Annotated in this window: 10 protein-coding genes; 4 read left to right on the top strand and 6 right to left on the bottom strand. The window is 72.3% G+C overall.

Annotated elements, in window-relative coordinates; genetic code table 11:
- Positions 1-82: 82 nt before the first annotated feature.
- Entirely contained in the window at positions 83-2449 is a 2367-nt protein-coding gene (locus tag OHS71_RS33900) for a TIM-barrel domain-containing protein (protein ID WP_328483128.1), read from the top strand.
- A 2-nt stretch (positions 2450-2451) separates the two neighbouring features.
- Here OHS71_RS33900 and OHS71_RS33895 read toward each other — a convergent pair whose 3' ends face one another.
- Together OHS71_RS33895 and OHS71_RS33890 are read right to left on the bottom strand one after the other, a co-directional pair.
- Positions 2452-2988 (bottom strand): NUDIX domain-containing protein, encoded by a 537-nt coding sequence (locus OHS71_RS33895; RefSeq protein ID WP_328483127.1) that lies wholly within the window; start codon positions 2986-2988, stop codon positions 2452-2454.
- 47 nt (positions 2989-3035) lie between these two features.
- Complete coding sequence (locus OHS71_RS33890) at positions 3036-3845, bottom strand: M15 family metallopeptidase (RefSeq protein WP_328483126.1); 810 nt, start codon at positions 3843-3845, stop codon at positions 3036-3038.
- A gap of 96 nt (positions 3846-3941) precedes the next feature.
- On the opposite strand from OHS71_RS33890, the gene OHS71_RS33885 reads away from it, so the two are divergent.
- The 3 genes from OHS71_RS33885 (at position 3942) to OHS71_RS33875 (ending at position 7350) form a co-directional block, all read left to right on the top strand.
- Positions 3942-4367: a Zn-ribbon domain-containing OB-fold protein gene (locus OHS71_RS33885; RefSeq protein WP_328484732.1), complete on the top strand. Its 426-nt coding sequence runs from the start codon at positions 3942-3944 to the stop codon at positions 4365-4367.
- Positions 4364-5554, top strand: a complete 1191-nt coding sequence (locus OHS71_RS33880; protein ID WP_328483125.1) for a lipid-transfer protein — start codon at positions 4364-4366, stop codon at positions 5552-5554. Before OHS71_RS33885 ends, OHS71_RS33880 begins: the two co-directional genes overlap by 4 nt.
- Before the next feature lie 140 nt (positions 5555-5694).
- Positions 5695-7350, top strand: a complete 1656-nt coding sequence (locus OHS71_RS33875; protein ID WP_328483124.1) for a GGDEF domain-containing protein — start codon at positions 5695-5697, stop codon at positions 7348-7350.
- Positions 7351-7665: 315 nt separating this feature from the next.
- Here OHS71_RS33875 and OHS71_RS33870 read toward each other — a convergent pair whose 3' ends face one another.
- From OHS71_RS33870 to OHS71_RS33855, 4 genes are all read right to left on the bottom strand, one after another.
- Positions 7666-8271, bottom strand: a complete 606-nt coding sequence (locus OHS71_RS33870) for a GTP-binding protein (RefSeq protein ID WP_328483123.1) — start codon at positions 8269-8271, stop codon at positions 7666-7668.
- Positions 8272-8534: 263 nt separating this feature from the next.
- The gene (locus OHS71_RS33865; RefSeq protein WP_328483122.1) at positions 8535-8930 is read right to left on the bottom strand and encodes a DUF742 domain-containing protein; all 396 of its coding nucleotides are present in this window, start codon (positions 8928-8930) and stop codon (positions 8535-8537) included.
- 9 nt (positions 8931-8939) lie between these two features.
- Positions 8940-9374, bottom strand: a complete 435-nt coding sequence (locus OHS71_RS33860) for a roadblock/LC7 domain-containing protein (protein ID WP_328483121.1) — start codon at positions 9372-9374, stop codon at positions 8940-8942.
- The gene (locus OHS71_RS33855; protein ID WP_328484731.1) at positions 9371-12259 is read right to left on the bottom strand and encodes a sensor histidine kinase; all 2889 of its coding nucleotides are present in this window, start codon (positions 12257-12259) and stop codon (positions 9371-9373) included. The genes OHS71_RS33860 and OHS71_RS33855 overlap by 4 nt, the downstream gene beginning before the upstream one ends.
- Between the last annotated feature and the right edge of the window lie 152 nt (positions 12260-12411).

The following is a 12411-nucleotide window of genomic DNA, read 5'->3' as shown; positions in this document are numbered from 1 at the left end:
TCGTGAAGATGTGGCCACACCACGGGTGAACGGCAGTTGAACGAGCCGCGCGGTCGGCGTGGTCAGTGACAGGGTGAACAGCATGGACGGTCGTGACCTGGTGCGCTCGATGAAGGCGGTCGGTTCCGCGGGTGCTGCCCAGGGGTTGCGGACCGTGCGCGCCGCCTGGCGCAGAAGCCGTGTCGACGCCGCCGGGCTGCCGGTGCGGGGTCGCGAGCGCGCACGGGTGCCGGGTGCGGTACGGGAGGCGGAGCCGGAGCCCGGCGGTGGGATGCTGCGGTTCGGTCGCTCGGAGCTGAGGATCCGCGTGGCCGTGAACGGCGCGGTGTTCTGGGGGTGGGACGGTGCCGAGCCCGAGCCGTCGTACGCGTTGGCCGGCCGCTGTCCGGAGCCGGATCCGCGGGCGGTGCTGGAGCCCGACAAGGACGGCGGGTGGCGGGTCGTCGCCGAACGGGTGACGGTCGTGGTCTCACGGCACGGGGCCATCGAGGTGTGCACGCCGGGAGGCGTGGTGTTGCGGCGTGATCTGCCGCCCCGGTGGTGGGAGCCGGAGGAGGGTGGACCTGCGCGCTGGATGCAGCGTTCGGAGGTGGCGGCGGACGCGCGTTTCTTCGGTCTCGGCGGTCGGGCGTCCGGGCCCCGGCTGCGTGACGGGACGTACCGCCTGTGGAACACGGATCCTGAGCGCGCGTTCGGCCGTGGGGACGGTCCGCTGCATCTCACGATGCCGGTCCAGCTGGTGGTGGCCGACGCGGCCACCCATCTGGTGTTCCACGACACCTCCTGGGACGGCACCGTCACGCTGCGGGAGGGCGCGGAGGGCGCCGGCTCGGGGCACGACCGGCCCGGGGCGTGCGAGGTCCGGATGGGCGGGGGGCCGTTGCGCTGCTGGGTGGTGGTGGGTACGCCCGCGCGCGTGCTGCTCGCCTGGGTGTCACTGACCGGGGCGTCGGCGCTGCCTCCGGCGTGGGCGCTCGGTCACCATCACGCGCGCGCGGACTTCGGCGGTGAGGAGGAGGTGCGCCGGTTCGTCACGCGCTGGCACGAGCACGGTCTGCCTCTCGACGCCGTCCATCTGGACACCGACCACCACGACGAGCACCAGGTGTTCACCGTCGACCAGGACCGGTTCCCGAAACTGGCGCTGCTCGCCGAGGAACTGCGTCGCGACGGCATCCGGCTGGTGTCGGCCGTCGGCCCGGCGGTCAAGGCCACGCGGGGCAACGCCGTGTACGACGGCGGGGCCGCCGAGGACGCCTTCGTGCGGGACCCTTCGGGGCGGCTCGTCGAGGCGGTGGTGCGGCCCGGTGAGGCTGTTTTCCCCGACTTCACCCACGGGCGTGTGCGCCAGTGGTGGGGAGGTCTGTACGGCGAGCGGATCGGGCAGGGGTTCACCGGTTTCTGGCACGACCTGGACGAGCCGACGGTGTTCGCCGCCTTCGGGGAGGCGACGTTGCCGCTGTCCGCGCGGCATGCCCTGGAGGGCCGCGGTGGTGATCATCGCGAGGCTCACAACGTGTACGGCCTGTGCATGGCCCGGGCGGCCTACGAGGGGCTGCGGGAGCTGGTTCCCGACCAGCGTCCGTTCGTCGTCTCGCGGTCCGGCTGGGCAGGCTCGCAGCGTTACGGAGGCACCTCGTGCGGCCATCTCGTCACGGGCTGGCCGGGCCTGCGGGCGTCGCTCTCCCTGGTGCTGGGGCTCGGGCTGTGCGGTGTGCCGTTGTCGGGTCCGGACGTGGGCGGTTTCGACGGCGCCGCGACGCCCGAGCTGTATCTGCGCTGGTTCCAGCTGGGCGCGTACCTGCCGCTGTTCCGCACGCACGCGAGCGGGCGCGCGCGGCGCCGGGAGCCGTGGGAGTTCGGTCCCGAGGTGCTGGAGCACGCGCGCGTGGCACTCGTCGAGCGTCGGCGGCTGCTGCCGTACTGGGTGACGCTGGCGCACCTGGCCCGCCGTTCGGGGGCCCCTTATGTGCGTCCGGTGTGGTGGGGGGCGCCGGGCAACCGGGTGTTGCGGGACTGTGAGGACGCCTTCCTGCTGGGCGACAGCCTCCTGGTGGCGCCCGTGTTCGGTCCGGGCCTGGACCGGCGTTCGGTGCAGTTGCCCCGGGGGCGCTGGTACGACACCGCGACGGAGCGGGCGTACCAGGGGCCGGGGCAGGTGTTCGTGGATGCTCCGCTGTCGCGCATCCCGGTGCTCGCGCGCGCGGGTGCCGTCATACCGGTGCGCGGGGACGACGGACGGCTGGAGCTGGAGGTGTGGGCTCCTGTCCGGGGTCGGACCGGGGGCGGGGTGGTCGTGCGGGACGCGGGCGACGGCTGGGAGGAGCCGGAGACCGAGCGGTACGTCGTCCGTTGGGAGGGTTCGCGGGTCGTCGTCGAGCGGGAGGGTGAGGACGGCGTGCGGGCGCCGTCCCACCCGGTGCGCGTCCGCGGGCTCGGCGAGCGGTGAGCTCAGATGTAGCGGCCCTCGAAGAACGCCCGCACGGCGAGCGTGTGAAGGGGGAAGGCGAGCTCCTCCGGACGGTGCAGGAGATGCCATCCTTCCGTCTCGTCCGTGGGGGCGGTCACCGGGAGACGGTCCGCGGGCCGCTCCGGCAGGAGTCCGAACAGCAGCAGGTGGCCGTCGGGCGAGCTCATGGCGTCGGCCAGCCGCACGTCGCGGCCGGCGGCGTCGATGCCGGTCTCTTCCCTGAGTTCGCGGACGACGGCCTGCCGCCAGTCCTCGCGGTGGTCGATGTAGCCGCCTGGCAGTGCGATGCCCCCGCGCGCGGGGGCGATGGTTCGGGTGATGACGACCAGGGCGGTGCCCTTCGTGTCGTACACGGGCTGGAGCGCGACGGCGACCGGCAGGGGGTTGCGGTAGGCCACGGTGGCGCAGGCCGGACAGGTGCGGGGCCAGCCGGTGACGCCCTCCCCGTAGGGCGCTCCGCAACTCGAACAGTGGGAGTCGCGCGCGGAGTTCGAAATGGAGTGCAGAGATTCGGACACGCGGCGGAGCGTATCCGATCTTGGGGAGGGTGTCGTACGGAGGTGGCTCACGCCCTCCGGGCGAGGGACGCGGCGGACACGGGGAAGTCGAAGTAGGTGTCGGGGTAGGGCTCGGGCTTGAAGGTGTAGTGCCACCACTCCTCGGCGAGGTTCACGAAGCCGAGGGCTTCCAGGGTCCCTTTGAGGAGTGTCCGGTTGGCGCGCTGCTGTCCCTGGACGCGCGGGTCCAGGGTGTGGGCCAGGGTATCGAAACAGTCGAACCCCGTTCCCATGTCGACCGAGTTGTCGGGGAAGCGCTGCTGTTGTGGTGCGTGGCACGGCACGAGGGGTTCACCGGGCAGATAGGGCCTGGTCCGCGTGGAGGGGAGCTTCACGATGGTCAGGTCCATGGTCGAACCGCGGCTGTGACCGGACTTCTCCGCGATGTATCCGTCCTCGAACAGGCGGGTCTTGTCGACGTTCGGATAGAACTCCCCTTTCATCTCCTGGTCGTTGAGGTCCTCGGCCCAGCGGACGAAGTGGTTCACGGCGCGCTGGGGGCGGTAGCAGTCGTAGACCTTGAGTGTGTATCCCTGGCGCAGCAGGTTCGTCTGGGCCCTGTGCAGGGCTTCGGCGGCCGGGCGGGTGAGGATGCAGAGCGGCTGCCGGTAGCCGTCGACGCGCTCGCCGACGAAGTTGTGCGGGGTGAAGTAGCGCATCTCCTGAAGGATCGTCGGGTCGACCGTTCTGAGCGCCACGAAGTCCGCGGGAGCCCGGGGGTCGGTGCGGGCCCGCGCGGTGGCGGAGGCGGCGGTCACGGTCAGCAGGGCGACGAGCACGGCGACGACACCGCGTGCTGGGCCGGAGAGTCGTGTCATGTCTCCTGCCCTGCCCATTTCGGCACACCCATGACACACTTCTGACGTTCCGTCAGATCACTGCCGGGAGGGGCCTTGTCACGTACACGCACACCTGTGGTCACGGGGTGGTTCGCCGGGGACGGGGACGATTTCAGACTGCTCGGCACGCGCTGCTCGGCATGCCGGTCGGTCTTCTTCCCGCGTGAGGACGCGCACTGCCGCAACCCTGGCTGCCGAGGCGGCGAACTGGAGGAGACACCGCTTTCCCGGCGCGGACGCGTCTGGTCTTACACGGACAGCCGCTACCGCCCTCCGTCACCCTATGTGAGCGATCCGGAACTTCCCTGGGAGCCGTACGCGTTGATCGCTGTGGAGCTGGAGTCCGAGCGGATCGTGGTGCTGGGACAGGCGGTTCCCGGGGTCGCCGTCGCCGATCTGACGGTGGGCATGGAGGTGGAGGTCGTTCCGGGCGTGCTCGCCGAGGACGCGGAGACGACCTGGACGACCTGGTGGTGGCGGCCGACGGAGGTGGCGGGATGACGGCGGAGGTGGCGGTGCTCGGTGCCGGAATGCACCCGTGGGGCAAGTGGGGGCGCGGCTTCGTCGAGTACGGCGTGAAGGCGGCGCGCGCGGCCCTCGCGGACGCCGGTGTGGACTGGCGGGACGTCGATTCGATCGTGGGCGCGGACACGGTGCGTGGCGGCTATCCGGGATATGTGGCCGGAGCGACGTTCGCCAAGGCGCTGGGGTGGCAGGGCGCCCGCGTCGCGAGCGTGTACGCGGCGTGCGCCTCGGGCGCCCAGGCGGTCGCCGTGGCCCGCGCCCAGATCCTCGCGGGGCTGGCCGACGTCGTGCTCGTGGTGGGAGCCGACGCCGCTCCCAAGGGCTTCTTCCGGCCTGCGGGCGGAGACCGGCCGGACGACCCGGACTGGCTGCGGTTCCGGGTGCTCGGCGCGACCAATCCGACGTACTTCGGGCTGTACGCGCGCAGGCGCATGGCGGTGCACGGGGACACGCCGGAGGACTTCGCCCAGGTCAAGGTGAAGAACGCCGCCATGGGCGCGCTGAATCCGAACGCGCGCTACCGCAAGCGGGTCACGGCGGAGGAGGTCGCCGCATCAGCCGTGGTCGCCGATCCGCTGCGGCTGCTGGACATCTGCGCGACGTCGGACGGCGGTGCGGCCCTGGTGCTGTCGAGCATGGAGTTCGCCCGACGGCACGGGGTGGCCGAACCGGTACGCATCAGGGCCGTGTCCACGGTGACACCCCGGTACCCCGGCACGGTGCTCGACCTGCCGGACATCGCCACCGACTCCGCGGTGGCGGCGGAGCCTGCCGGTGAGACCTTCCGGGCCTCCATCGCGCGCGCCGCCTACGAGGAGGCGGGCATCGGGCCCGAGGACCTGTCCCTCGCCGAGGTGTACGACCTGTCCACGGCCCTGGAGTTGCAGTGGTACGAGGACCTGGGGCTGTGCGGTGACGGCGAGGCCGCCAAGCTGCTGCGGGAGGGTGCCACGGCGCCGGGCGGCCGTATACCGGTGAACGCGAGCGGTGGTCTGGCTTCCTTCGGCGAGGCGGTGCCGGCCCAGGCGATCGCCCAGGTCTGCGAGGTCACCTGGCAGTTGCGGGGGCAGGCGGGCGAGCGCCAGATCGCGGACGCGCGCGTGGCCGTCACGGCGAACCAGGGGCTGTTCGGGCACGGTTCGGCGGTGGTCGCGGTGCGGTGACGAAGGACCGGAGCGTCTGCCGGTCCTGCCCGGTCCTGCCCGGTCCCCGGTCGGGTCACGGACCGTGACCATCCCGGAATCCTGTGTGAACGTCTCATGAACTGGGCCTGGGCGCACGCGCGCGGCGCAATCATGCTCCCGTGCACTCCTGGACGGACACTCTCCGCTTCGCCTTCCAGCCGGTGATCAACCTGGCCACCGGAGCGGTCGTGGGACTGGAGATACTCGCCCGCCCCGAGGCCGGCGACATCGTGGCGCAGGCCCGCCGGGATCCCGGGCTCGACGGTCGGCTGGCCGTGGCCGCGGTTCGTGCGGCGGCCCGCAAGGAGACCCTGCTGCCCCTCCAGGTGAACGTGTTCGCCGGCACGCTGGCCGACCTCGGTGGGCTCACCGCGCTGCACGACGCCGTGCGTGAGGCGGGGCGGCTGCCCTGGGAGGTGACGCTGGACATCGTTCCGCCCTACACGCACGTTCCGCAGCGCGCGCTGCTGGAAGCCGTGGATGCCCTGCGGGAGCAGGGCTTCCGGGTCGGTGCGGACGGCATCGGCGACGGGGACGCGCCGCTGCGGCTGCTCGTGGACCTCGCGCCGGACCTCGTCAAACTCGACGCGTCGCTCCTGGCGCGGCCCGCGGCGATCCGGGCGATGCGGGTCCTGTGCGACGAGCTGGGGGCACCGCTGGTCGTCGAGGGTGTGGAGACGGAAGCCCAGTGCGCGGCCGCCGTGTCGGCCGGCGCGCAGCTGGCCCAGGGCACGCTCTTCGCGCCGCCGAGCCGGTTGCCCGCCGCCGAGGTGTACATCCCGCCGCTCGGACCAGCCGTGGCGCCGGCACCTCGGTCGGGGCCATCGGTGCGGGAGTTCGTCCGGCCTGCCGCGCTGCTGCCCGCCACCGCCTCCGCCGGCCAGGTACGGGCACTGCTGACCGGCTCGCCGGACGTGTCCGGGGTACTGCTCGTGGACCGTACGGGGATCCCCGTGCGGTCGGTGCACCGGTCGCGCTTCCTGCTGTCGATGTCGGGGCGCTACGGCCATGCCCTGTACGCGGACCGCCCCGCGGTCAGGCTCGGTGACCCGCCGCGGACGGTGGGCGTCGACGCTACGGCGTGGGAGGTCGTGGACGTGGTCGCGGTCGGCGACCGGGACCGTACCTCCGACGACGTGGCCGTCGTCGACCACGACGGGCGTTGCGTGGGCGTCGTCCGGCTGGCGGACCTCGTACGGGCGCTGGCCGAGAGCCGGGTCGAGGAGGCGGCCGGGCTGAATCCGCTGACCCGGCTGCCCGGTTCGGACGCGATCACCGCAGAGGTGGACAGGCGGATCGCGCAGGGGCGTCCGTTCGCGCTCAGCTGGCTGGACATCGACCACTTCAAGCAGGTCAACGACAGGGCGGGGTTCGCGACGGGCGATGAACTGATCCGGTCCGTGGGACGGGCCCTGCTGATGACGGCGTCGGGGAACGCGCGCGTGGGCCACATCGGCGGAGACGACTTCCTGGTACTGGCCGATCCGGAGGCCCTGGAGCCGCTGGCCGTTTCCGTGCTGGACGCGCCGTGGTCGGCGGGCGGGCATCCGGTCACGCTCTCCCTCGCCACCGTCCTGTGCCGACCGGGCAGCGTGAGCGATCACCGTCAGGCGGCGGCGGGTCTGGCGCCTCTGAAGGGGGCCGCGAAGTCCATGCCCGGGTCGAGCTGGGTCGTCGGCCACGCGGGGCTGACCGGCTACGAGATCCGGCGCGGGTCACCGCCGATGGCCCCGACGGCATCGGGAGCGGTGGGGGCAGAACCGGGCGTGGGCTGACCCCTTGTCGGCGACCGGGCGGACGGTGGGACGCAGCCCGTTGGACGCGGAGGGTCGCGGACGGTCGGGCGAAGGGACCGTTCGAGTCGGACGTTCGACGCCCTTCGGCCGCCGTCGACCCGGCCGCCGGACGCCCGGCGCACCGGCTGCTGGAGGCGTCCAGGGACGCCAGGTGGGCGAGAGGGCCACAGGAGCCCCGGAGGACCCCGCAACACGCCTGAGAGAGCCGTGGAGGGCTCCATGGGGCGGCACCCGACGTCACCCACGCCGGGCGTACCGCGCTCATGGGCGGCGGCCCGCGGCCGTCCGGACGGTTCAGGGGGTGAGCGCCCGGCGACGTTCCGCCCCGTGGTCCATAGCGTGCTGGACCACACCGACCAGGACGTCGCTGACCGATCTGCGGTCGCGGGCGTCGCACAGCACCACCGGGATGCCGTCATCGAGGTCGAGGGCGCCGCGCACGTCCTCCTCCGGATAACGGGCGGCGCCCTCGAAGCAGTTGACCGCGATGAGGAAGGGGATGGAGCGCCGTTCGAAGTAGTCGACGGCGGCGAAGCAGTCCTCGAGCCGGCGGGTGTCGGCGAGCACGACGGCGCCGAGCGCGCCCTCGGAGAGCTCGTCCCACATGAACCAGAACCGCTCCTGGCCGGGCGTCCCGAAGAGATAGAGCACCAGGTCCTCGCGCAGCGTGATGCGTCCGAAGTCCATGGCGACGGTGGTGGTGTGCTTGCCCTCGACGCCGGACGTGTCGTCGACCGGGCGGCCCGCCTCGGTGAGGTACTCCTCGGTCCGCAGCGGCCTGATCTCGCTGACGGCTCCCACGAGGGTGGTCTTGCCCACGCCGAAGCCGCCGGCCACCAGGATCTTGAGCGTGACGGGCTCGACCGGGGGCTTGCCGCGCTCAGAACGCCCGAAGATCATCGATCTCTTCTCCTGCTTGATGCTCGACTGGGTGTGTGGGGCGGTGGTCCGTGCGGACGGCGCCGACGCGGGTCCGCGTGTCCTCCAGGGGGCGCCGACGTCCCGCGACCGCCGTGTCGGCCCGGCGTGCCGGGTTGCGCGGCTGCGGTTCGCGCCTCCCCGGCCGTCCGTCCGGGGAGGCGCGTGACGGTGACGGGCAAGATGCCGTCCCGGGCCACCCGGGGCCGTCTGCCGGTCACGTCCTCACCTCGCTTCCGCGCTGCTCACAGTGCCCGGAGGCCGTTGATCACATCGCGCAGAATGCTTTCGTCCGGCAGCTCGGCAGGAGGAACCGGACGGTTCACATGGACGAACTCGGCATCCACGAGATCGCCGACGAGGACCCGTACCACTCCGATGGGCAGGTCGAGTTCGGCGGCGAGTTCGGCGACCGACTGCGGTGTCCGACGGCACAGGCCGACGATGTCCGCGTGTTCCGGCGACAGCGAGGGGTCCGTCTGCGCGTCTTCGGCGTGGGGTTCGGCGACGACCAGCGCGATCAGGTCGAGGCGGTGCTGGAACGCACTGGTGGTGCGGCCGCGCGTCATGGCGTACGGACGGACGACCGGTCCGGCTTCGTCGTCGAACCAGTGACTTCTTCCCTGACCGTCTGTGCTCATGCCATCCCACTACCCGCCGGAGGGCAGATCGGTGCGTGGGGTGGAGCCCAGATGTACCCCGACCCGCTTCACGAGGAGCGTCATCTCGTACGCCACGAGCCCCACGTCCGAGTCGGCGTCCGCGAGGACGGCGAGACAGCTGCCGTCGCCTGCGGCCGTGACGAACAGGAAGGCTTCGTCGAGTTCGACGACGGTCTGGCGGACGCTGCCGGCGTCGAAGTGCCGGCCGACGCCCTTGGCGAGGCTGTGGAAGCCGGAGGCGACGGCGGCCAGGTGCTCGCCGTCCTCCCGGGTCAGGTCCTTGGACACACCCGTCGCCAGACCGTCGCCGGAGAGCACGACGGCCTTGCGGATGCCGGCCACGCGGTCGACGAGTTCGTCAAGGAGCCAGTTCAGCTCGCGGTCGTCGGTGGTGCTGTGGCCGGTCGTCTTCGGTGCGGTCATCGACCGTCCCCCTTTGTCGTTCCCTGTGGTGCCGCGCCGCTGTGGGCGTCGTCGCCCGCGGCGTTCTCTACACGGCCGCGCTGCCAGCCACGCTGGAGCGAGGCCATACGGCTGCGTACCTCGTCGGCGTCCCGGTCCGCGAGGTCGGCCCGGTCGTCGGAGCGCGGGGCCGGGCCCTGCCTGAGCTGGGGGGCCAGGTTCGCCTGCCGTACCCGCCGCGGCAGCGCACCTGTGCCGGGGTTGCCGTCCGAAGTCGCGGTTCCCGGATTCCGGGCGCTGCCGGGCCGGCCGGACGACGTGTCCGCGTGCCCGGGCGTGGCGTCGGGACCGTCCTGGCGGGTCGCGGCCTGGCGCGTGCGCTGGGGAAGGGCGGGGGGCCGGGACGAGGCGTCCGCACCGGGGCCGGGTCGCTCCGCCGGCGCGGAGGGCTCGGTCGTGCCTCCACGGCGGGGGATCTGCGCCGACGTACCGCGGCGGCGCGACGGCAGCGGCGCCGGGCCGTCGCCGTCCACCCGGCGTGGGCCGGGCCTCGCGGGGGGTTCGGGGTCGGGCTCGGCGCGGCGGGGCCGCTGTTCCGGGACCGGGCGGCCGTGCGAACTGACCAGCTTGGGCATGGGCCGGCCGGACGGCGGAGGCACGGTACCGGCCGGGTCGTCGGCGAGGGGCCCGTGGGGTTCCGGGTTGTCGGGAAGCCTGTGGTGCTGGTCGACGACGCCTGCGGACGGCTTGTCCTCGCCTCGGACGAGGGAGTGCCGCGGGCGGAACAGGCCACCGCGGTCGTCGTCCTCGTCGAGAGTGACCGGGAACTCACCGAGGACGTCCAGGTCGACGGGGGCCTCCAGTTCGACCGGACCGTCGAACAGCGAGGCGGGCACTCCGGGGAGCTGCACCGCGGCCGGCGAGAGGGCGGCCCTTCGGGTGTCCGCGGACTCGGCCTCCTTCGGGGGCCGGGGGCGGTCGAGCCGGAAGCCGATGCCGTTGGTGTCGGGGACGTCGTCGGTGAGCAGTGCGTCGGGGATGAAGACGATGGCCGTCGTCCCCCCGTACGGCGAGGGCTGAAGGGAGACGCGGACGTTCTGCCGCTGGGCGAGTCGGCTGACCACGAACAGCCCGAGGCGGTCGGTGTCGGACAGCTCGAATTCCGGCGTCTCGGCCAGCCGGAGGTTGGCTTCCAGAAGGGCTTCGGGCGCCATGCCGAGGCCGCGGTCGTGGATCTCGAGGGTGAATCCGTTGGCGACGCGGTCGCCGAACACCTGGACAGCGGTGTGCGGCGGGGAGAACACCGTGGCGTTCTCCAGGAGTTCGGCCACCAGGTGGGTGAGGTCGGCGACCGCCGGGCCGGTGGCGGCGAGGCGCGGCAGCCGGCGGACCTCGATGCGTTCGTAGTCCTCGACCTCGGCGACCGCGGCACGCACGATGTCCATGAGCTGTACGGGCTTGCGCCACTGCCGGGAAGGGGCGGCGCCCGAGAGGATCACCAGGCCCTCGGCGTGCCGGCGCATGCGGGTGGTGAGGTGGTCGAGGCGGAAGAGGTCGGCGAGTTCCTCGGTGTCCTCGGTCCGGCGCTCCATGGTGTCGAGGAGGGTCAACTGCTTGTGCAGCAGAACCTGGCTGCGGCGGGCGAGGTTGACGAAGACCTCGGAGACACCGGCGCGCAGTTCGGCCTGTTTGACGGCGGCCTCGACCGCCGCGCGCTGGAGGGTGTTGAGGGCCTGGCCGACCTCGCCCATCTCGTTCCTGTCGTACTCCAGCCGCGGCACCTCGGTCTCCACGTCGACCTGTTCGCCCGCCGACAGACGGCGCATCACACTGGGCAGCCGCACGCCGGACGCCTCGTGGGCCTCCAGCCGGAGCTGGCGCAGGTCGCGGATGAGGCCACGGCCGATCCGCACGGACAGGAAGAGGGAGACCAGCAGGGCGACCAGTCCGAAGACACCGGCGACGACGGCCTTGACGATGACCTCGATGGCCACCGGGCGGACACGGTCCTGGTAGCGGTCGTTGGCCTGCTCGTCCAGAGTGCCGAGTTCCTCGAGGACGTTTCCGGCCGCGGTGTCCCAGCTCTTGGCGCTGACGCCCCTCGGCATGCCCCCGGGTGCGGTCGCGACGACGGCCTGTTCGACAGTGCGCAGCGGGGCCGTGGTGGCGTTCTTCCAGAAGCTCTCGTAGCGTTCGCGCTCCGCGGCGGGCAGCTGGGCGAGGCTGACTTCGTAGACCACCTCCCGCTGGGCCTCCAGGTCGGAGACGTCGCGGATCTCCTCGCGGCTGAGCCGGCCCACGACCAGGGCGGAACCGAGCAGCGCGTCCTCCTGGGAGACCAGTTCACGGGCGCGGGCGACGCTGACGAGCGCTCGGTACTGCTTGTCCATCTCCACGCTGTCGACGACGTCCATCCTGGCCAGCAGGGTGTAACAGGGGTCGATCAGCTGGGTGTAGAGGGCGAGGGCCTGCGTCCGGGTGACGGTGCCCTCCTCGACGCCCCGGCGCAGGGAGTCGACGCCGTCGAAGGCGTCGAGGACCGCGGTCAGCCCCTCCCCGTCGTCCTGGTCCAGGACGTCACGCACGTCGGGGTCCTGGGCGTTCCGGCGGATCTCGGCAAGTTCCTCGTCGGTGGCGGTCCGGGTGCGGCGCAACGCGGACAGCGCCTCGGAGGCACGGGGGTCGGCGAGGTAGACGAGGGTCTGGCGGCGTTCCTGCTGGACGACCCGGACGGTGTCCTCGATCGGGTAACCGACCTTCTCGACCAGGGACGACACCGTGAACAGACGGCTCGCCTCGCGTCCCGTGAGTACCGTGGCGAAGCCCCAGACGGCGGTCAGGGACACCAGCGGCACGAGAAGCAGCGCCACGATCTTCCGGCGGATCGACTTCCCGCGAAAGCGCATGGCCTCCCCCAGCTCGAACCCCCACCGGCAGGGGGTACGCATGTGCGTCAACAAACGGCGCGAGCCTACTACCGACGCGCAGTTAACTCGAAGAGGTGTCCGGAAGCTGAACTTCCGCCCCAGGGGCGAGACATGGTGTGTTGTCCGGGCAT

It is taken from the genome of Streptomyces sp. NBC_00377, assembly GCF_036075115.1.
Lineage (GTDB): Bacteria > Actinomycetota > Actinomycetes > Streptomycetales > Streptomycetaceae > Streptomyces.
Note: the sequence above shows the minus strand (reverse complement) of the source record. Positions and strands in the feature narration are given on the sequence as shown.

Bases quoted from the DNA above. Each gene is read 5' to 3' on its own strand.
- OHS71_RS33900 (WP_328483128.1), top strand. From the start codon at position 83: ATGGACGGTCGTGACCTGGTGCGCTCGATGAAGGCGGTCGGTTCCGCG.
- OHS71_RS33890 (WP_328483126.1), bottom strand. From the start codon at position 3,845: ATGACACGACTCTCCGGCCCAGCACGCGGTGTCGTCGCCGTGCTCGTC.
- OHS71_RS33880 (WP_328483125.1), top strand. From the start codon at position 4,364: ATGACGGCGGAGGTGGCGGTGCTCGGTGCCGGAATGCACCCGTGGGGC.
- OHS71_RS33870 (WP_328483123.1), bottom strand. From the start codon at position 8,271: ATGATCTTCGGGCGTTCTGAGCGCGGCAAGCCCCCGGTCGAGCCCGTC.
- OHS71_RS33865 (WP_328483122.1), bottom strand. From the start codon at position 8,930: ATGAGCACAGACGGTCAGGGAAGAAGTCACTGGTTCGACGACGAAGCC.
- OHS71_RS33860 (WP_328483121.1), bottom strand. From the start codon at position 9,374: ATGACCGCACCGAAGACGACCGGCCACAGCACCACCGACGACCGCGAG.
- OHS71_RS33855 (WP_328484731.1), bottom strand. From the start codon at position 12,259: ATGCGCTTTCGCGGGAAGTCGATCCGCCGGAAGATCGTGGCGCTGCTT.